This is a genomic window from Glutamicibacter sp. 363 (assembly GCF_052379505.1).
Lineage (GTDB): Bacteria > Actinomycetota > Actinomycetes > Actinomycetales > Micrococcaceae > Glutamicibacter.
The window spans coordinates 1-20,999 of the sequence record NZ_JBQSYR010000011.1 but is presented as its reverse complement, the minus strand read 5'-3'; the positions used below and the strand labels follow the sequence as shown (position 1 = coordinate 20,999).

Here is a 20,999-nt window from a genome sequence, read left to right as displayed (position 1 = left end):
GAGGGGAAAGTCGGTCTCACAGGCTGGTTCCTGAGTAGACGACGACGGCCGGCAGCTGGCGCTGAACGGAAGCCTTTCGCAGATTGAACCGAGTGGTTACGCAACGAGCAGTACCTTGCCACTGGCCAAGGAGGATTCAGTAGGCCCGATGCGAGGCCTGGCTGCGATGTATGAAGCGATCGATGCCAGAAGTCGGCGCCGCTTAAGTAGTTTCTGGTCATCCAAGATGTGTTCTAAACCACCTGAGATAAATTGAATAGACCAGTCCATGAACGAAATGAACACGTGGTAGGAGCAAAATTCGTGGCAAAGATACGCGTAAGCAATGGCCGGTTTGGGCTGAGCCTGACGGATGCACTTCGGCGGGCTAAACAGGGCGACGAGCTTCAGCTCAAGGAAGGGGAGTACGTAGTTGACTCCGTATCCTTATCCAACCTAAAAATCACCGGTCTTGGCGATTCGAGCAAGGTAGTCATTTTCGGTCAACTGAGCATTCAGGGAACCTGCCAAATTGCTAACGTCACGATTCAAGCTCCGCCTTATCACAACGCGTTGACAGTAAGGGATTCCCAGCTGGAACTTCAATCCAGCCAAATTCATGGCGAACCTGCAGGGAAGTACCCAGCGATATATGCCAGTTCCAGCACGGTTTCCATGGTTGACAGCAATGTATTCACTGATCGAGCAGCCTCCAGCATCGAAGCATCGTCGAATAGCGTGTTGTTCGCCAAGGATTCAGGGATTGGGCTGCTGACCTTGACAGCGAGCAAGGCAACTACCTCGAATGTGTTCAGCTTTGCGATAGTCGCACTCGAACGCAGCCGAGTTGATTGCGCAGGGTTTTTAGAATTACACCCGGCCGAGGGGCGTCGCTCCTTGCGAATCGAAGGCGAATCCGCCTGCAGTATCGAGTTATTGCGTGCCCAGAGCGAACCCTTAGAGGGCTATTGCCAAGATGGTTACCTGAAGATCGGGAACGTTCTTGTGCGCGAGGGGCAAAAATATCTCTTAGTCACCAAGAACGCTGCCAGGATTGACATTCCCGCGGTGGGAACGGCCACAAAGAATTTGGACACGTCGACTGCGGAGCCTCAACCGGTGGAACCACCGATGCCAACCGTCCAGAAGCCTAAGGTGATTCTATGGGATCTCAAAGACGCGCGTGACTTCGCCAATGCGGTGGCCCCGAAGCTGAATAAAGGGGACACCATCATGCTCGAAGAGGGCGAATACTTCCTCGAGCAATATGAACACTTTATTCTGATGGGCGCGGACATCGCTGGTCGAGGTAGGGCCGAACGCACGATTCTCCATGGCGGAATCAGAATCATGGACAAGGCAAACATCAGGGTTTCGAACCTGACCATCCGGCCCAAGGCTGCCAGCAATGCGGTCTTCGTCGCGGGCGACGAGTCGGTCAATCTCGTGAACGTCATTATTCAGCCAGCTCCGGGCGCGGAAAAACCTGCGGTCGTCGCCATAGAGGGTCTCGTGCAGATGAGCGATTGCCGAATCGCAGCCGACAGCAGCGCGGTGGCTGGATCGGTGGATATCGGCGATGGCGCCAGGCTGGAGGCCGAGAACTCGTTCCTTGGATGGGTGAACTTCTGGAATGCCGGTCAGGGTCAGCTCGTGGACTGTAGCGCCTATCGCCTCTGGGCCGAAACAGGATCGACCGTGAAATCGCACGGTGTGCTGACAATTCAAGTTAACGAATGCAATATGCGGGCGATGGTAGTCAAATCGAATTCCACGGTGCGTGGCGCCGAGGTGAAACCTGAGGCGACCTATGCCGAAATCTATGTTTCCGAGAGTACTTTAGCCATTAAGGACTTGAAATCACCGGACACCGCAACGGTTGGTGTGTTGGGTGAAGACGATGCGATTCTGGATGTCACGGGTAATGCCGTCGAAATTCGAAACCTAGACACCGAAATGTTGCAGGAAACCGGCCCAGTCGTTTCAGTCGAGCCGAGCAGTGACGCGTCCAGCCAGCAGCTGGCTCAGAACGACAGGACCAATTCAGATACGTCGGCCAAAAGTGAAGTAGCCCAAAGCACTGAGGCGAATCCGCTAACGGAACTCGATAATCTCACGGGTTTGCGGACCGTCAAGCAACAAATTGCCACTTTCACCCAGATGGTTCAGTTCAATAAAATGCGCCAAGAACAAGGACTCAAAACAACTGGAATTAGCATGCACAGCTTATTCCTCGGGAACCCCGGAACTGGCAAAACCACCGTCGCTCGAATGCTCGGTGATGCGCTATACGCCGCAGGTGCAATCGAGAAAAACAACTTCATTGAAGTCGGGCGCCCGGATCTGGTCGGTCAGCATCTCGGCGCATCCGCGATCATGACGCAGAAGGCCTTAGACAAGGCCCGCGGCGGAATATTGTTCGTTGACGAAGCATATTCATTGCATCAGAAGGAAGGAAATTCCTTTGGACAGGAAGCCGTCGACACAATCCTTGCCTACATGGAGAACCATAGGGAAAGCATCGTAGTGATCTTTGCCGGCTATGCGAACCAGATGCAAGACTTCTTGAACATGAATCCGGGACTGAAATCCCGCATTCCAAACCGATTCGATTTTGAAGACTACAGTGCGCTGGAAATTGCCGAGATCGGCTACCGGAGCCTTCTGGAAGCCGACTACACCGTCGACGAGCAGCTGTATCGTCGCACGGTCACACAAAAGTACGGCCAAGCCGCCGATCGGAGCAACGGTCGATGGGTGCGTAACTTTAACGAAGAGCTCGTAAAGCAGATGGCAGGGCGGGTCTTTGGCCAGCCGAGTCACGACGAAGCAGCCCTCACGCATATTACCGCGGCGGATTTCGAGGCTCTACTAGGCGGAGATGCACAAGCGAAGCAGCAGAAAGTCGATGAATTATTGGCCGAACTCGACCGACTGGTGGGGCTGGGCAACGTCAAGCAATGGGTGAGAAAGCTGGTGAACCGGGTAAAGATCGACCAACAGCGCCAGCAGCTAGGCGAAGTGATCGCCCGCCCGTCGTACCACATGGTCTTCGCAGGAAACCCTGGAACTGGAAAGACCACTGTCGCCAAGCTCATCGGTCAAATTTTCTTTAACCTCGGGCTACTCGAATCTCCCACAGTCAAGACAGTGGACCGTGCGCAACTGGTCGGTAAATGGGTCGGACATACAGAAGAACAAACGAGCCGAGTCATTGAGGAGGCCATGGGTGGAGTGCTGTTCGTCGATGAGGCCTACCAGCTAACCGATGGTTCACATAGTGACTTCGGCCGCCAAGCAGTGGAAACCTTCGTGACCCGATTGGAGGAAGACCGCGACAAATTTGTGGCAATCTTCGCTGGCTACACCGAGAGTATGGAGCGGTTCCTTAAGGCGAATCCGGGGTTGCCCTCGCGTATTCCTCTGCGGATTGAATTCCTCGATTACTCCCCAGCGGAGATCGCTCAGATAGTCCAAGACCTGTTGGCGCGGAATTGGAGTTTTGACCCCGACGCCCTTGCCGACACAGTGATGTCGGCCTACGCCTCGTTGGATCCGGGAGCGCGGGCAAATGGCAGGTGGGCTCGTAACTTCGTGGAACGAGTTGAATCCGAGCACATAGATTACGTGGCGACTAACCATATTTCAGCTCAGCAGATGAAATATATTTCCACGGAACTAATCCGCAAGATGGGTCAATGAGCGCCCGGTTGTTGGCCAAAATCTGAAGACGAGCAACAATGCCCGATGGATTCGCTGGTCCATCGGGCATTGGAATGCCTGCCGGCCCTGTTTAGGGAACGAGCAGCACCTTGCCGGTGGTTTTGCGTGATTCCAACGCGGCATGCGCCTCACGCGCGTCGGCCAGCGCGAATTTCTGTCCAACGCGGACATCCAAGTCCCCGCTGGCGGCCCAGCCGAAGACGTCGCCGAAGCGCCAAGCACGTTCCTCGTCGGTGGCCAGGAAGTCCGCGAGCTTCGGCCGGGTCACGCTCAGCGACCCGGCCGCATTCAGCCGCTGCAGATCAAAGGGCGGCACCTGCCCGCTGGCCCCGCCGAAGAGCACCAGCGTGCCGCGGCGCTTGAGCACCTTCAGCGAGGTTTCGAAGGTGTCCTTGCCGATGCCGTCGTAGACCGCGTGCGCGCCCACCCCGCCGGTGACCTTGTCCACGGTGGCTTCGACCTGGTCATAATCCACCACGTAGTCTGCTCCGGCGGCGCGGGCCAGATCCTTCTTCTCCTGGGTGGAGGCGGTAGTGATGACGGTGGCGCCCTTCATCTTCAGGATCTGGGTGAGCAGCAGCCCCACTCCGCCGGCGCCGGCGTAGCTGAGGATGACATCGCCCGAACGCACCAGGTAACTCGAATGCGTCAGGTAGTGCGAGGTCATGCCCTGCAGGGGGAGCGCCGCGGCCAATCGCAGGTCGACCTTGTCGGGCACCTTGCCCAGCTCGGCCGCGTTGACCACGGTGTATTGGGCATAGCCCTTTGCACCGCTGGCGGTGGCGACCCGGTCGCCGACCTTCAAATGGCGCACGTCCTCACCGACCTGGGTGACGGTGCCGGAGAATTCGCTGCCCGGGGTGAACGGATAGTCCACGGCGTAGACTCCCGAGCGCTGATAGGTTTCAATGAAGTTCACCCCGGCGGCCTCGACCTTGACGAGCACCTGTCCGGCGCCCGGGGCAGGGATTTGGGTTTCGCCGAGCTCCAAAACTTCAGGCCCACCTGCGTGGGGGACGAGTATGCTCTGCTGATTCATGCGATGCGCGTCCAATCTTTGTCCCTTGCCATATTGCTGACGGCTCCTGGTAACTAGTTTAGGTCTGAAGGGTGTGAGCCGGGTGTGCGGCAACCCCGGGTTGCGTAAATGACGAACTATTTATGCATATTTATTAGGTTTGATGCATAACCAGTTGTAGAGTGAGGTCATGACGATTTCAGTTGCTGTCTCCGGCGCCAGCGGATACGCCGGCGGCGAGGTCCTTCGAATTTTGGCCAACCACCCACAGGTAGAGATCGGTGCGATCACCGCGCATTCCCAGGCCGGGCTGCGTTTGGGCGGCGTCGCCCCGCATCTGCATTCCCTGGCCGACCGCGTGCTCGTGGAGACCACCGTGGAAAACCTGGCCGGGCACGACGTGGTCTTCCTCGCCCTTCCGCATGGCGCGAGCGCAGCGGTCGCCGCGGCCCTGCCCGAATGCACCTTGGTGATCGATGCCGGGGCGGATCACCGGCTGGAATCCGCCGCCGCCTGGGAGAAATTCTACGGTTCGCCGCACGCCGGATCCTGGCCCTACGGGCTGCCCGAACTGCCCGGCCAGCGCGAACAACTGATCGGCACCAAGCGCGTGGCCGTCCCCGGCTGCTACCCGACCGGCGGCCAATTGGCCCTCGCCCCGGGCTACGGCGCGGGCCTGCTGGAGGCCAAAGACGTGGTCATCGTCTCCGCCTCGGGCACCTCCGGGGCCGGCAAGAGCGCCAAAACCCATTTGCTGGGCAGCGAAACCATGGGCTCGATGAGCACCTATGGCGTCGGCGGCATCCACCGCCACATCCCCGAGATGGAGCAGGGCTTGAGCAAGCTCGCCGGGGAGGAAGTCACCGTATCCTTCACCCCGACCCTCGCACCGATGCCGCGCGGCATCCTGACCACCGCCACCGCGCGCATCAAGCCCGGAGTCACCGCCGGCGCGCTGCGCGCAGCCTGGGAATCGGCTTACGCCAACGAGCCCTTTGTGCACCTGCTGCCCGAGGGCCAGTGGCCGACCACCGGCGCGGTGCAGGGGAGCAACCACGTGCAGCTGCAGCTGGCGCTCGACGAGCACGCCGGACGAGTGATCGTCACCCTTGCGCTGGATAACCTCACCAAGGGCACCGCGGGCGCCGCGGTGCAATCGATGAATATCGCCCTCGGCCTGCCCGAAACCACCGGATTGATGATGCAAGGAGTCGCACCGTGAGCCTGACCCACACCCCCACCTTTCCGCAGGCCGAACTGGCCGGCGTCACCGCACCGGCCGGCTTCCTGGCCTCCGGGGTCCCTGCGGGCCTGAAGTCCACCGGCAAGAACGACGTCGTGCTGGTGCAGAACCTGGGCCCGGACTTCACCGCCGCCGCGGTATTCACCGCGAACCGCGTGGCCGCCGCCCCGGTGCACTGGTCCAAGGAAGTTCTCCGCGACGGCCGGGTGGATGCGATCGTGCTGAACTCCGGCGGCGCCAACGCCTGCACCGGTGCCGAGGGATTCGGCAACACGCACCGCACCGCCGAATACGTGGCCGAACTGCTGAACCTCTCTTCGGGCGACGTGGCGGTGGCCTCCACCGGCCTGATCGGCATGCAGCTGCCGATGGGTAAGCTGCTGCCCGGGGTGAAGCAGGCGGCCGGCGCGCTCGCCGACGGCCAAGGGGCCGCCGACGAAGCCGCCGCCGGCATCATGACCACCGACACCGTCCCGAAAATCGCCTCGCGCAGCGTGAGCGGATATAGCATCGGCGGCATGGCCAAGGGTGCGGGAATGCTCGCCCCGGCGCTGGCCACCATGCTCGTGGTGCTCACCACCGATGCGGTGCTCGAGCCCCAGGCGCTGGACCAGGCCCTGCGCGCGGCCACCGCGGTGAGCTTTGACCGGGCGGACTCCGATGGCTGCATGTCCACCAACGACACCGTGCTGCTGATGTCCTCCGGCGCCTCGGGCATCGCCCCGGACCTGGAAGAATTCACCGCCGCCCTGGCAGATCTGTGCCAGGAGCTGGCCGCGAAGCTGATCGACGATGCCGAAGGTGCACAACACACCATCGCGGTGCGCACCTACAACGCGGCCACCGAGGCCGACGCTTTGGAGGTCTCCCGCGCGGTGTCCCGTTCGAACCTGGTCAAGACCGCGATCTTCGGCAAGGACCCGAACTGGGGCCGGGTGCTCTCCGAGGTCGGCACCACGGCCGCGGCCTTCGAACCCGATGAGCTGAACGTGGCGATCAACGGCGTGATGGTCTGCAAAAACGGCGGCGTCGGCGAGGACCGCAATCTGATCTCGCTGGAAGACCGCTTCGTCACCATCGACATCGACCTGAACGCCGGGGCGATCGAGGCGACGATCCTCACCAACGACCTGACCCACGACTACGTCCACGAAAACTCCGCCTACTCCAGCTAGGCCGCCTTCGCAGGAGCAAACCCACCATGCCGCACACAGCACATACCAACCTCGGCGCCGCTCGCACCAAGGCCGAAGCCCTGATCGAGGCGCTGCCCTGGATCCAGCGCTTCGCCGGGACCACGATGGTCATCAAATACGGCGGCAACGCGATGGTCAACGAGTCCTTGCGCCGCGCCTTCGCCGAGGACATCGTGTTCCTGCGCCACGCCGGGATCAACCCGGTGGTGGTGCACGGCGGCGGACCGCAGATCAACAAGATGCTCGACACCCTGGGCATCAAATCCGAATTCCGCGGCGGGCTGCGGGTGACCACCCCGGAGGCGATGGACGTGGTGCGCATGGTGCTCACCGGCCAGGTGCAGCGCGACCTGGTGGGCCTGATCAACTCGCACGGCCCCTACTCGGTGGGCATGTCCGGGGAGGACGGGGCCACCTTGCAGGCGGTGCGCACCGGCACCACCGTGGACGGCGTCGAGGTTGACCTCGGGCTGGTCGGCGAGGTCACCCGGGTGCGCACCGACCAGGTGGATTCGCTGGTCAAGGCCGGAATGATCCCGGTCATCTCCACCGTCGCCCCGGAGTTCGACGAGCACGCCGATCCCACCGGCGCGATCCTCAATGTCAACGCGGACACCGCCGCCGCAGCGCTGGCCACCGCGCTGGGCGCGGCCAAGCTGGTGATCCTCACCGACGTGGAGGGGCTCTACGCCGCCTGGCCGGACAAGTCCTCGCTGATCAGCTCGATCACCAACGAGGAGCTGCGCAGCATGCTGCCCACGCTGGAATCGGGCATGATCCCGAAGATGGGTGCCTGCCTGAAGGCGGTGGACGCCGGAGTGCCCCAGGCGCATATCGTCGACGGCCGCGAGGCGCACTCGATGCTGCTCGAAATTTTCACCACCGCCGGGGTCGGCACCCAGGTGGTACCCCAGATTAAGGAATCCAAGTGAGTCAGGAACTGCGCGCCACCGGCGCGTTGAACGAGGCCAACGAACTCTCCGCGCTGCACGGCGCGGATCTGTCCGCCCGCTACGCCAAGTCGCTGCTCGGCGTGTTCGGCGCCCCGTCGCGGGTGCTCGTGCGCGGGGCCGGCTGCCATGTCTGGGACGCCGACGGCAACCAGTACCTGGATCTGCTCGGCGGCATCGCGGTGAACACCCTGGGCCACGCGAACCCGCTGCTGACTTCCGTGATCACCAGCCAGCTGGCCACCTTGGGCCACGTGTCGAACTTCTTCAGCTCCCCGACGCAGATCGCGCTGGCCGAGAAGCTGCTCGAAATTTCGGCCGCCCCGGAAGGCTCGAAGGTGTTCTTCGCGAACTCCGGCACCGAGGCGAACGAGGCGGCGCTGAAGCTCACCCGCCGGAACACCGGCACCGCGGCGGTCCCGCGCACCAAGGTGATCGCCCTGGAGCACGCCTTCCACGGCCGCACCCTCGGAGCCCTGTCGCTGACCTACAAGGAGAAGTACCGCGCTCCCTTCGCGCCGCTGCCGGGCAACGTCAGCTGGATTCCGGCCGGAGACGAGGCCGCGCTGCGCGCCGCGGTGGACGAAACCGTGGCCGCGGTATTCATCGAACCCATCCAGGGCGAGGCCGGGGTGCGCGAGCTGGGCGCCGAGTACCTGCGCGCGGCCCGCGAGATCACCTCCGCGGCAGGGGCCCTGCTGGTCTTCGACGAGGTGCAGACCGGCATGGGGCGCACCGGCGAGTTCTTCGCCTCCGCGGGCGTGATCCCCGATGTGATGACCCTGGCCAAGGGCCTGGGCGGCGGCTTCCCGATCGGGGCGATGATCGTCTTCGGGCAGCAGAACACCGCCTGGCTGACCCCGGGGGACCACGGCACCACCTTCGGCGGCAACCCGGTGGCCTGCGCCGCCGGGCTCGCGGTCATCCACACCATCGAAAATCAGAAGCTGCTGGGCCATGTGCGCGAAACCGGGAACTGGCTGCGCGCCGAACTGGCCGGCATCGACGGGGTCGGGGAGGTCCGCGGCCGCGGCCTGCTCACCGCCTTCGAGCTGATGGATGGTTCGGCGCCGCAGCTGGTCGGCGCGGCACTGGATGCGGGGTTCATCGTGAACGCCACGGACGAGTCCACCATCCGCCTGGCCCCGCCGCTGATCATCACCCGCGAGCAGCTGGGCACCTTCCTCGCCGCCCTGCCGGCGCTGCTGACCGCGGCCACCGCCGCCTAGCCCACACATTTTCCCGGCACCACCGGAAGCAAAAGGAACCGATTCATGAGCGCTACCCGCCACTTCTTGACCGACCTCGACCTGAGCCCCGCCGAGCAGTCCAAGGTCCTGGACCTCGCCGCGGCGATGAAGGCCGACAAATACGGCTACCGGCCCTACGCCGGCCCGCAAACCGTCGCGGTGTTCTTCGATAAGACCAGCACCCGAACCCGGGTCTCCTTCCACGCGGGCATCGCCGAGCTCGGCGGCTCCCCGCTGATCATCAACTCCGGCGAATCGCAGCTGGGCCACAAGGAATCCATCGCCGACTCGGCCAAGGTGCTTCAGCGCATGGTCTCCACCATCGTCTGGCGCACCTACGCGCAGTCCGGGCTGGAGGAAATGGCGGCGAACTCCGCGGTGCCGGTGATCAACGCGCTGAGCGACGACTACCACCCCTGCCAGCTGCTCGCCGACCTGCTCACCGTGCGCGAGCACAAGGGCAAGACCGCCGGGCTGAGCATGGTCTACCTGGGCGATGCGGCGAATAACATGGCCAACTCCTACCTGCTGGCCGGGGTCACCGCCGGCATGCACGTGCGCATCGCCGGCCCGGAAGGCTACCTCCCGGCCGCCGAGATCATCGCCGCCGCGGAAATCCGCGCCGAGCAGTCCGGCGGTTCGGTCACCATCACCACCGACGCGGCCGCCGCGCTGGCCGACGCGGACGTGGTCGTCACCGATACCTGGGTCTCCATGGGGCAGGAGGCCGAGAAGGCCGAACGCCAGCAGCTGTTCACCGACTACTCGGTGACCGCCGAAGCCATGAAGCTGGCAAAGCCCGATGCCATCGTGCTGCACTGCCTGCCGGCCTACCGCGGCTACGAGATCGACGCCGAGGTGATCGACGGCCCGCAGTCGGTGGTGTTCGACGAGGCCGAAAACCGGGTCCACGCGCAGAAGGCCATCATGGCCTGGCTGATGGTCGCCTCCGAGCTGGCCGAGGACGAGCGGGTCGAGCTTTAAATGGGGACCCAGCCAAGCACCAAGACCGCCCGCCAGGCGCGGATCCGCGCATTTTTGGGGAATAATTCGGTCAAAAGCCAGGCCGAGCTGCTCGGGCTGCTGAAGGACGACGGGCTGGAGGTCACCCAGGCCACGCTCTCCCGGGACCTGGTGGAAATCGGGGCGGTGCGCATCCGCGATCACCTCGGCCAGCTGATTTACGCGGTGCGCCAGGAGGGCGGGGACCGTTCCCCGAAGACCGCGATCACCCAGGAGGTGCTCGACGCACGGCTGGCCAAGATCTGCGCTGAGCAGCTGGTCACCGCCGAAGCCTCGGGCAACATCGTCGTGCTGCGCACCCCGCCGGGCGCCGCGAACCTGCTAGCGCTGGCCATCGACCACTCGCAGATGCCCTCCATCCTCGGCTGCATCGCGGGGGACGACACGATCATGGTGATCACCCGGGCGGCCGAGGGGGCCGCGGAGGTCGCCGGGCGTTTCCTGCAACTGGCCGAACCGCGCTGACCGGCTTGCTCACGCACGATCGGCCCGCCACCGGATGTTATCCACACCCGGTGGCGGTGCCGTTTAAGCCGCGCACGTCTCGGGGCATCATCGGTGCATGGACCCCGAACAACTGCCACCTACGCTGAGCGAGCTGGCCGGCCAGCTCGTAACCGCGCCCGCGCTGAGTATCGAACAGCTCATCGCCGCGCAAGACGCGTGCCGCACGCTGTTCGGGGTTCTTGCCGAGCAAGCCGCCGCCACCGATGATCCGCGGGTGGCGGCCGCCTTCGCCGAGCATCTCGAGCGGTTGAACCGCGAGGTCTACCGCGAGCTGCCGCGTGCGGCCAGCGCCGTGGAAATTACCGCAAGCCATGCCCTGGCCCTGGAGGAATTCGACGCGCTGCGTGCCGGCTCCACCGATTTCAGCGCCGCCGCGCGACTGGCTCCGGGACGCACCTGCTACCGGGATGCCGCGGATTTTTTGGGCAAGTGGCTCGGGCTGGACTATCAGGAGGCTAGCCGCCGCATCGCCGACGCGCACCTGATCCACGCCCGGCGCAGCATCGCCGGCACCGGCTGCGCCCCGCGGTTTACGCAACTGGCCCGCACCTTCGCCGAGCACAAGCAGCTTGATCCGCGCGCGGTGCTCGCCCAGGCCAGGGCGCTGGACAAGGTCGAGCCCCAGGACACCACCTTCGATGGGCTGCCCACCACCGCCAGCGCCACGGCCGAGGACGGCCAAACCCTCGAGGCGCACGCCAACCGGCTGCTGAAAGAACACGATCGAGCCACCAGCCGGAAGAAAATCGGCGCCCTGATGGCCAGATACAAGCTGAAGCATAGCGAGCAGCCCCGCCCGAAACTAGGCGTTTTCCCCCGCCCGGTCAAGCAGGGAGTGCACGAGTACCTCATCCGAGTGGAGGGCCTCGACGCAGAGCTCTTCGAATCGCTGATCGCCCAGGCCGACAACAAGCGAACGGCCGCCGGGGCGGCGGCCCGCTTGGCCGCGACGGTGCTCAAACGGCCAGCGGATGCCCCGGACATGCAGTCAACCACCGGAAAGTCCGCGGAGCAGCTGCCGGCGTGGCGAGAAAACCTGGATCGGCAGTGGAACAGCGCCAGCCCACCTCCGCGGTGGGCTGCAGCTCCCGACCCCGAGCAGATCCCAGAACCCGCGGCCGCGGAGGAAGCGGCGCCCGAAGGGAGCCCAGCGCCCGAACTTAGCGGTGAGGCTGAAGCAGTACCGCGGGGCAAGGAAAACCCCGCATCGCCAGCACCTTCTTCCCGGACCCGGCGCAGCAACCCACCGCCGGTCCCGGCAGGAATCGAACCTTTTCCGGCCTCCGCCGAGTTCATGGCCGCGCAGACGGACCTGGATCCGCTGTGCAGCGTGCCGCAACGCCGGCTGAATGCCCTGCTTGGCATCTTGCGGAACCAAACCCATGGCGGTGAAGGCAGCGACGGAAAAACCGTCACCCCGGAGCTGATCGTGTACCTGGCGCTACGCGACCTGCGCGAGCTGGCCAGCGGCACCGCCCGCACCGCCCACGGGATCGAGCTGGAACCGGAAGACCTGCGCAAATTATTGTGCGAAGCGGAGATCATCCCCATGGTTTTCAATGCAGCGGGGCAGGTGCTCGATGTCGGACGATCCCAGAGGTTGTTTCCCAAGTCGATCAAACGCGCCGCGCGGGCACGCGACGGCGGCTGCGTCGTGCCCGGTTGCACCATGGATCCGGCGCTGCTGGATTACCATCACATCCGGTACTGGGAACACGGTGGCCAAACCAGCCTGTCCAATTGCTGCCCCTTATGCCCGGCCCATCATGTCGCGGTGCACCTGGGGTACCTCAAGATCGTGAGCATCGACGGGCTGCCGCACGTCATCTTGCCCGAACACCTCGACCCAGATCGAAGGCCGAGACGCAATCGGTACTTCCAAACCTTCGATGCCACGGGAAATGGCTCTGCGCAGGGCCCCGGGATTCCACCCGGCGCCAGTTATCGGGCCGTGTTGAACCGGCATCCGGAAACGCGGCAGGACCGGCAAGCCCCGGGCGATAGTGCTCACCGGGCTGCTTGACCGCGCCCCAGAGAAGAACTACCCGTCAGGCGCTGTGCCATGACGGGTAGTTATTGGTGTCTGACACCGGGGTATCGGAGCGTCTAGGCTGCGAGCTGGTCCACGGAGGACATGTTAAAAGCCTGCTCGAAGGCTTCTTGAACCTCGTCGGTATGTGACACCATCACAACTCGATGGATCGGCGAAATATGCTTATTCGTTTCGATCCAGGCGCTGATCGTTTCGAAACCAATCTGTGCGACCTGCTCCGGCGGCCAGCCGAACGCACCCGCGCCCAAGGCCGGGAATGCGATCGAGTGCGCCTCATGGCGCGCGGCTAGATAGAGCGAATTGCTGAAGCAATCGGCCAGTATTTTCGGGTTTGGCTTGAGCAGTGCCAGGTTCGGCGCAGCGGTGTGGATAACCCACTTCGCCGAAAGGTTCCCTGCCTTCGTCGCTACGGCAATACCGGAAGGGATCCCATCGGGGTACCGGGCCGTGCGCACTTCGCGGCAAGCGGCGAGCAGGGCCGGGCCGGCTGCCGCATGAATAGCTCCGTCAACGCCGCCGCCACCCAACAATGAGGGATTGGCTGCGTTCACGATGGCATCAACGTTCAACGTGGTGATATCACCGCGGTATAACTGGATTTCCATGGGGTTTCCTCCAACGAAGTATCCGTATTCGATTGTGTGTCTCTCACCATACGCTCGCCTCCGCACCTGCGGAAGTGTAAAACGCGCAACTCACCGACTCCTCTCAAAAAATCGGTACATAGTTCACAGGCAGCCGATCGCTACTCATGCCGGGCACGATATGTGACGCCGGGTGACCCGTGCTTCGAACGGAGGGGGACCGCGCACCGAAAGATGCGCACAGCAGAATCGCAAACTTGCTGAATATTTATGAGCGCCAATGCATAAAGCTTTGCTAGAGTGGTTTCAGCGAATCAATAAACTTTACCCGTCGCCCGGCGGGATCTGGCTGAAAGGAACGAGTCATGACCTCGTCAACAAATGAAGGATCGCTCTGGGGCGGACGCTTCTCCGGTGGGCCCGCTGATGCGATGGCTGCCCTGAGTAAGTCGACCCACTTCGACTGGCGCCTGGCCAGCTACGACATCGCCGGTTCCCGTGCCCACGCCAAGGTGCTCAACCGCGCGGGGCTGCTGACCGAGGCCGAGCTGACGGAGATGCTCGCCGCCCTTGACCAGCTCGAAGCGGACGTGAAGTCCGAGGCCTACGTGGCGGCAGAATCCGATGAGGACGTGCATGGTTCGCTGGAACGCGGACTGCTCGAACGCGCCGGCACGCAGCTGGGCGGCAAGCTGCGCGCGGGCCGCTCGCGCAATGACCAGATCGCTACCCTGGGCCGCTTGTTCCTGCGCGACCACGCACGCATCATCGCCTCCGGTGTCATCGACACCATCGATGCGATGGTCGACCAGGCCAAGGCGCACCCTTACGCGCCGATGCCAGGGCGTACCCACCTGCAGCACGCCCAGCCGATCCTGCTTTCGCACCTGCTGTTGGCCTACGCGTGGCCGCTGCTGCGCGACGTGCAGCGCTTCGCCGATTGGGATAAGCGAGCTGCGGTTTCCCCTTACGGCTCCGGCGCGCTGGCCGGGCAGACCCTGGGGCTGGACCCGAACTTCGTCGCCAGCGAGCTGGGCTTCGACTCCGCGGTGTTCAACTCAATCGACGGCACCGCCGCACGTGACGTATTCGCCGAATTCTCCTGGATCACCGCGATGATCGGCGTGGACCTCTCCCGCGTGTCCGAGGAAGTGATCCTCTGGGCCACCAAGGAGTTCAGCTTCGTGAAGCTGCACGATGCCTTCTCCACCGGCTCCTCGATCATGCCGCAGAAGAAGAACCCGGACATCGCCGAGCTGGCCCGCGGCAAGGCCGGCCGGCTGATCGGCGACCTGACCGGTTTGCTGGCAACGCTGAAGGCGCTGCCGCTGGCCTACAACCGCGACCTGCAGGAAGACAAGGAACCGGTGTTCGACGCCGCGGACACCCTGGAGATGCTGCTGCCAGCGATGGCCGGCATGATGGGCACGCTGACCTTCAATACCGAGCGCATGGCGCAGCTTGCTCCGCAGGGCTTCGCCTTGGCCACCGACATCGCCGAATGGCTGGTCCGCCAGGGCGTGCCGTTCCGCGATGCGCATGAGCTCTCCGGGTCCGCCGTGCAGCTGGCCGAATCGCGCGGCGTGGAGCTGTGGGATCTGACCGACGAAGAATATGCGGGCATCTCCGAGCACCTGACCCCGGCGGTGCGCGAAGTGCTCTCCACCGAAGGTTCGCTGAACGCGCGCAACGGGCAGGGCGGCACCGCGCCGAGTGCCGTCGCGGCGCAGCTAACCGAATTCGAACGCCAGCTCGACGAGATCCGCGCCTGGGTCAAGGGCTAGGCCCAAACCTTCGTTCGGCAACCTATGGCGGCCCGATAGCTTCACGATACCGCGAAGCTATCGGGCCGCCATAGGCGTTTAACGAGCTGGACTTCTGCGCGGATATGCCCGCGCGCTAGAGTGTGTGCCATGACATCTGAACTTCCGCCGGAACAACTCATTGAGCAGGTCACCACGGCCTTGGACGAATTGGCCACGCAGCTGGCGCAGTTGCCCGACGAGGCATTCGCCAAGCCCAGCTCGCTGCCCGGTTGGAGCACCGCGCAACTAGTCGCGCACCTGCATTCGCTGGCGCAGGCTGCCCGGCGGCAATTCGAGAACGCCGGGGCCGCGCACTTGCCGCCGATGTACGACGGGGGACAGGTCGGGCGGATCGAAGCGATCAATATGGTCGCGTTGCTGCGACCGGAAAAGCTGCGCGAACTGGTGGCCGAATCCCTCGCGCAGCTGCGCGTGGTGCTGGCCGGTTGCGAAGCCAAGTGGGAGCAGCCGGTGGGCTATCGGCCCGCGGCGCAGGTCGCGGACATGGTCTATGCGGTGTGGCGCGAAATGCTGATACACGCCACCGATCTGGACGAATTCGTGCGCCCGGCCGCCAGCTGGCCGCAAGAGTTTTCCGATCACCTGCTGCGCGCGCTGGCCGCCCGGGTGCGGGCAGGTGACCGCGTCGTGGTGCAACCCCATGGACGGCAGCGCCAGGTGCTCGGCAACGGCCAGCGGTCCTGGGTATTGGAGGGAACCGACTACGATCTGGCCGCCTGGTTCGTCGGCCGCCCGGTCAGCGGGGTGGTACGCGCCACCAAGGCCGCCGATTCGGCCGAATTCCCCACACTGCTGCCTTGGCCGAGCGATACCCTGATGCAGCGCTGATTCCGCGCGATTCCGCGCCCGGACCGCTGCCGCGCTAGGCAATGGGCGACCGGGCGGCGCAGCAGCAGCGAGCCCGGGTGCCTCCGTTCCGCCGATGGCACAATCGTCCAGGTACCCAGCGGGGTCACGCACGCACTAAAATATTACGCGTGACTAATAACGAGAGCATTTGCGAACTGCTGGATCGTCTGTGCGCGGTGGTCCCCGACTACCCGCAGCCCGGTATCTCCTTTAAGGACCTCACCCCGGTGTTTGCCGATCCTGTGGGCTTGCGCCGCCTGGTCGACGAGTTGATCGCGCCCTTCGCCGGGACCTTCGACATCGTCGCCGGGCTGGAAGCGCGCGGCTTCGTGCTCGCCGCGGCCGCGGCCTACGCCTCGGGGACCGGGATGCTGACCATCCGCAAGGCCGGAAAGCTGCCGCGCGAGGTCTACCGCGATGACTACACCCTGGAATACGGCAGCGCCGCGCTGGAGTTGCATAAGGATGAGATCGCCCCCGGCACCCGGGTGCTGGTGCTCGACGATGTGCTCGCCACCGGCGGGACCGTGGGCTCCTCGGTGCGGCTGATCGAACGCGCCGGAGGCATCGTCGCCGGCGTCGGGGTGATCTTGGAACTTGAGGCCTTGGGCGGACGCAAGAACCTGGGCGGGCACCGGGTGCTGTCGCTGCAAACGGTTTAACCGCCGCGCCGCGCCGCGCCACGGCGTGGTGCGGCGCGAAGATGACGTGGTGGCTTCGCGGGATTAACCCGTAGGGTCGCTACGCGCGTAAGATTGTCTGTCCTGTAAGTTAGCGCGAGGGGAACCAAGATTGACCGGTACGATCGAGCGGGATCTGCTCGCTGAAAGCCAGTACGTCGCACGCCTGTATGACAGGCTCGATGAGTTGCGCGCGGAAAAGGTGGAGCAGCTTGCGCGCACTCGCGCCACCGGTGCGGTGGGGACCTTCCAGAACCAATCCGAACGCGATTCATTCGCCAGCCTCTACGAGGACCGCATCGCCCAGTTGGACGCGGTGCAGGATCGCTTGGTCTTCGGCCGGCTGGACATGGCCGACCACGGCGAGGGCGTCGAACCGCGCTATATCGGCCGCATCGGGCTATCCGACGAGGAGCTCAATCGGCTGATGATCGACTGGCGCGCTTCCGAAGCCGCCCCGTTCTACCAGGCCACCGCGTTGAACCCGCGCGGCGTGCGGCGCCGCCGCCACCTGATGCTCAAGGGCCGTACGGTGGCGGGGATCGAAGACGACGTGCTCGATGAAACCTGGCTCGACGAGGGGCACACCCACCACGGTGAAGGTGCCTTGATGGCCGCGCTGCGCGAAAAACGCACCGGCCGGATGGGCGATATCGTCGGCACCATCCAGGCCGAGCAGGATGCGATCATCCGTGCGGAGCTTCCAGGCGCCGTGGTCGTGCAGGGCGGTCCGGGCACCGGCAAAACCGCCGTTGCGCTGCACCGCGCTGCCTTCCTGCTCTACGAATACCGCGAACGGCTGAAGAACGCCGGCGTGCTGATCGTCGGCCCGTCCAATTCCTTCATGCGCTATATCGAACGCGTGCTCCCCTCGCTGGGCGAAACCGGCGTGGTCATGTCCTCGGTAGGCGAGCTGTACCACGGGGTGGCGGCCGGAGCTGAAACCAACCGGACCGTGGCGAAGGTCAAGGGCCGGCTGTCGATGGCCAAGGTGATCGCCGCCGCGGTGCGCAACCGCCAGCGGCTGCTCGCCGAGGACCGCACCGTGGTGGTCGAAGGCACCCGGCTGACGCTGACCCGGGGCATGGTGCGCAACGCCCGCGAACGCGCCCGGCACAGCCACAAGCCCTACAACGAGGCCCGCGAGACCTTCACCAAGGTGATCGTCGGGGACCTGGCCGAGCAGCTGCTGCGCAAACTGGAGGAATCCGCCGGGCAGCCCAGCGCCGCGGACCGCTCCTACCTGCCCCAGGAAGTCCGCGAATCCTGGGATGTGCGCGTGGCGATCAACCTTTGCTGGATGCCGCTGAGCCCGCAGGGCCTGCTCGAAGAGCTCTACGCCAAGCCGCACCTGCTCGAAGCGGCCGCCCCGCGGCTGTCGCAGGCCGACCGCGACGCGCTCTTCCGCCCGGCCGGCTCGGCGTTCACCGAGGCCGACGTGCCGCTGCTCGACGAGGCCGCCGAATTGCTCGGCGAGTTCGTCAACCCGCAGGACGCTCCTGATACCTCGCAGTACGAGCGTGACGTGGAAAACGCGAAGATGGCGCTGAACAATATGGACACGATGCTCGCCAACGCGGGGATCGACGGGGTGGTCACCGCGGAGCAGGTCGCCGCGGTGAACCAGGAAACCGCTGCCTCGCAGAGCGCCGCGGAACGTGCGGTGGCCGATCGCACCTGGGCCTACGGGCATATCGTGGTCGATGAGGCGCAGGAACTCTCGCCGATGCAGTGGCGCCTGCTGGTGCGCCGTTGCCCGATGAAGTCCTTCACCATCGTCGGGGATATCGCGCAGACCTCCGCCGCCTCGGGCGCAAACAGCTGGGCGCAGGCGTTGGAACCCTTCCTGGGCGAGCGTTACAACCTCGAAGAGCTCACGGTCAATTACCGCACCCCGGCGCAGATCGCCGATGCTGCGGTTCGCGTGGCCCAAGCCGCGGGGCTGCGCATCACCACGCCGCGCGCGGTGCGCGAGGGTGACTGGCCGCCGGTGCTCACCTATGCGCCGCAGGGCCAGCTGATCGAGCAGCTCATCGCGCAGCTTCCCGAAGAGCTGGACTACGCGGCCGGGGGCCTGCAGGCGATCATCGTCCCGCAGGAATTGCTGGCCGACGCGCGCGCTGCGGTCACCAAGATCTACGGTGAGCGCGTTGGCACCGGGTCCGGCGGAATGGTCCAGGACATCGTGGTGATTACCGCACGCGAATCCAAGGGCTTGGAATTCGACGGGGTGATCATCGTGGAACCGGCGCAGCTGATCGCGGACGTCGATGGGGGAGTGGGCGATCTGTACGTCGCGATGACCCGCACCACTCAGCGCTTGCACGTGATTCACACCGCTCCGCTGCCCGCGGGGCTCACCGAGTCCTAGTCGTTCGTCCCAAGACAGTTCGGAATCCCCGGGTGTGAGAACGGGGACAAACTAGGACTGGCCGACGGGATTTTGCTAATGTGGAGACTGTGTCTGACTTAAAGCAAAATCCCGTCATTGCGGGACAGAGTAATGATCCCTCCTTCGAGAATATCTGGCAGGAACTGAAGTGGCGCGGCCTGGTGCATGTGTCCACCGATGAGGCCGAGCTGGAACGCGTGCTGTCCGAAGAGAGCATCACTTACTATTGCGGGTTCGATCCGACCGCACCATCCCTTCATCTGGGCAACCTCGTGCAGTTGCTGAATATGCGCCGCCTGCAGCTGGCCGGCCACAAGCCGCTGGCCCTGGTCGGCGGTTCCACCGGTCTGATCGGCGATCCGCGCCAGACCGCCGAGCGCACCTTGAACACCAGAGAAACCGTCACCGAGTGGGTTGCCCGCTTGCAGGGGCAGGTTTCCCGCTTCCTTTCCGCCGACGGGGAGAACGCGGTCCGCTTGGTCAACAATCTGGACTGGACCCAGCAGCTCTCTGCCTTGGACTTCCTGCGCGACGTGGGCAAGTACTTCCGCGTGGGCACGATGATCAAGAAGGAAATCGTTTCCGCCCGGCTGAACTCCGATGAGGGGATCAGCTACACCGAATTCTCCTACCAGGTGCTGCAGGGCTACGACTTCCTTGAGCTGAACCGCCAGTACGGTTGCACACTGCAGACCGGTGGCTCGGATCAGTGGGGAAACCTCACCAGCGGCACCGACCTGATCCGCAAGGTTGAAGGCAAGTCGGCTCACGCCTACGGCACCCCGCTGATTACCAATTCCGATGGCACCAAATTCGGCAAGTCCGAAGGAAACGCCATCTGGTTGGACGCCGAGATGTGCAGCCCGTACACCCTCTACCAGTTCTGGTTGAATACCGCCGACGCGGATGTGATCAACCGACTGAAGGTCTTCACCTTCCTGACCCGCGAGCAGATCGAGACCTTGGAGATTGAGGTCGCCGAGCGTCCGTTCAAGCGCCAGGCCCAACGCGAACTCGCTTGGCTTGTTACCTCGTTGGTGCACGGTGAAGAGGCCACCAATAAGGTGATCGACGCTTCGGCGGCAGTTTTCGGTAATGGTGATTTGAGCGAGATCGACCTGCCGACTCTGGAATCGGTGCTCGCAGAGTTGCCGTCCGCGAAGGTCACGAGCGATGAGCTCGGTATTCTGAACGTGCTTCACGTTTCGGGTCTGAGCGAAAGCCAGTCTGCAGCCCGTCGTACCGTGAACGAAGGTGGCGCCTACGTGAATAACGAGAAGGTTGCAGGAATCGAGACTGTGCTTACCGCCGAAAACTTCCTGCATGGCCGCTATGCCATCGTGCGCCGCGGCAAGAAGAACATGGCAGTCGTGGAGCTTTCGGCTAGGTAATTAGCCGGCTTCGATCAGCGATAAACACGAAACCGCCAGAAATGTCTGTGAACCACGACACTTTTCTGGCGGTTTTGTTGTACCTTTATCCCTAAATGACTAGTCAGACAATGTTTAGGTGCGATTTTTTGGGCAGTTCGCCGATTTGCGCGATACGTAGAAGCCCCGTATAGTTTTTCTCTGTTGCCGGAACGGAAACAACGTGGAATACACGTAGAATTCATCCGGTGGCAAAGAGCTTTTCACAAGGCGTTTCGACTGGTTTTGACCGGTTCACGAAACATGCTAGAGTTGTAAAGTTGCTCCGGAGCGAAGCAGTCACCGAAGAATGGTGA

General features: G+C 63.7%; 15 protein-coding genes. 13 read left to right on the top strand and 2 right to left on the bottom strand.

Annotated elements, in window-relative coordinates; all coding sequences use genetic code 11:
* Positions 1–303 precede the first annotated feature (303 nt).
* The gene (locus tag ACT3UA_RS08160) at positions 304–3,681 is read left to right on the top strand and encodes an AAA family ATPase (protein ID WP_096288012.1); all 3,378 of its coding nucleotides are present in this window, start codon (positions 304–306) and stop codon (positions 3,679–3,681) included.
* Positions 3,682–3,772: 91 nt separating this feature from the next.
* Here ACT3UA_RS08160 and ACT3UA_RS08155 read toward each other — a convergent pair whose 3' ends face one another.
* Complete coding sequence (locus ACT3UA_RS08155; protein ID WP_096288010.1) at positions 3,773–4,741, bottom strand: quinone oxidoreductase family protein; 969 nt, start codon at positions 4,739–4,741, stop codon at positions 3,773–3,775.
* A 169-nt stretch (positions 4,742–4,910) separates the two neighbouring features.
* Between ACT3UA_RS08155 and argC the strand changes: the two genes are divergently transcribed.
* The 7 genes from argC (at position 4,911) to ACT3UA_RS08120 (ending at position 12,912) form a co-directional block, all read left to right on the top strand.
* Complete coding sequence (gene argC, locus ACT3UA_RS08150) at positions 4,911–5,942, top strand: N-acetyl-gamma-glutamyl-phosphate reductase (RefSeq protein WP_096288008.1); 1,032 nt, start codon at positions 4,911–4,913, stop codon at positions 5,940–5,942.
* Entirely contained in the window at positions 5,939–7,138 is a 1,200-nt protein-coding gene (argJ, locus tag ACT3UA_RS08145) for a bifunctional glutamate N-acetyltransferase/amino-acid acetyltransferase ArgJ (protein WP_444615935.1), read from the top strand. Before argC ends, argJ begins: the two co-directional genes overlap by 4 nt.
* Positions 7,139–7,164: 26 nt before the next feature.
* Complete coding sequence (gene argB / locus ACT3UA_RS08140) at positions 7,165–8,091, top strand: acetylglutamate kinase (protein WP_096288006.1); 927 nt, start codon at positions 7,165–7,167, stop codon at positions 8,089–8,091.
* Positions 8,088–9,338, top strand: a complete 1,251-nt coding sequence (locus tag ACT3UA_RS08135; RefSeq protein ID WP_444615932.1) for an acetylornithine transaminase — start codon at positions 8,088–8,090, stop codon at positions 9,336–9,338. Before argB ends, ACT3UA_RS08135 begins: the two co-directional genes overlap by 4 nt.
* A 45-nt stretch (positions 9,339–9,383) precedes the next feature.
* Entirely contained in the window at positions 9,384–10,343 is a 960-nt protein-coding gene (argF, locus tag ACT3UA_RS08130; RefSeq protein WP_096288004.1) for an ornithine carbamoyltransferase, read from the top strand.
* On the top strand, positions 10,344–10,847 hold the full coding sequence (locus tag ACT3UA_RS08125; RefSeq protein ID WP_096288003.1) for an arginine repressor: 504 nt from the start codon (positions 10,344–10,346) through the stop codon (positions 10,845–10,847). It begins immediately after the preceding gene.
* 97 nt (positions 10,848–10,944) lie between these two features.
* A complete protein-coding gene (locus tag ACT3UA_RS08120; protein WP_096288001.1) occupies positions 10,945–12,912 on the top strand; it encodes an HNH endonuclease signature motif containing protein in 1,968 nt (655 codons plus the stop codon).
* An 83-nt stretch (positions 12,913–12,995) separates the two neighbouring features.
* Here the strand turns inward: ACT3UA_RS08120 and ACT3UA_RS08115 are convergent, their stop codons facing one another.
* Entirely contained in the window at positions 12,996–13,547 is a 552-nt protein-coding gene (locus ACT3UA_RS08115) for an O-acetyl-ADP-ribose deacetylase (RefSeq protein WP_096287999.1), read from the bottom strand.
* A gap of 344 nt (positions 13,548–13,891) precedes the next feature.
* On the opposite strand from ACT3UA_RS08115, the gene argH reads away from it, so the two are divergent.
* The 5 genes from argH to tyrS all read left to right on the top strand — a co-directional run bounded on the left by argH (position 13,892) and on the right by tyrS (position 20,664).
* Entirely contained in the window at positions 13,892–15,310 is a 1,419-nt protein-coding gene (gene argH / locus ACT3UA_RS08110; protein ID WP_444615929.1) for an argininosuccinate lyase, read from the top strand.
* 129 nt (positions 15,311–15,439) lie between these two features.
* Positions 15,440–16,180 (top strand): maleylpyruvate isomerase family mycothiol-dependent enzyme, encoded by a 741-nt coding sequence (locus tag ACT3UA_RS08105; protein ID WP_096287995.1) that lies wholly within the window; start codon positions 15,440–15,442, stop codon positions 16,178–16,180.
* Between the two features lie 149 nt (positions 16,181–16,329).
* Positions 16,330–16,863, top strand: coding sequence for an adenine phosphoribosyltransferase (locus ACT3UA_RS08100; RefSeq protein ID WP_444615927.1), 534 nt, complete (start codon positions 16,330–16,332; stop codon positions 16,861–16,863).
* Between the two features lie 130 nt (positions 16,864–16,993).
* Positions 16,994–19,252 carry a HelD family protein gene (locus ACT3UA_RS08095; protein WP_096287991.1) on the top strand — a complete coding sequence of 753 codons (2,259 nt, stop codon included), beginning with the start codon at positions 16,994–16,996 and terminating at the stop codon, positions 19,250–19,252.
* An 89-nt stretch (positions 19,253–19,341) separates the two neighbouring features.
* On the top strand, positions 19,342–20,664 hold the full coding sequence (tyrS, locus tag ACT3UA_RS08090; RefSeq protein WP_176484249.1) for a tyrosine--tRNA ligase: 1,323 nt from the start codon (positions 19,342–19,344) through the stop codon (positions 20,662–20,664).
* The last annotated feature ends 335 nt before the right edge of the window (positions 20,665–20,999 follow it).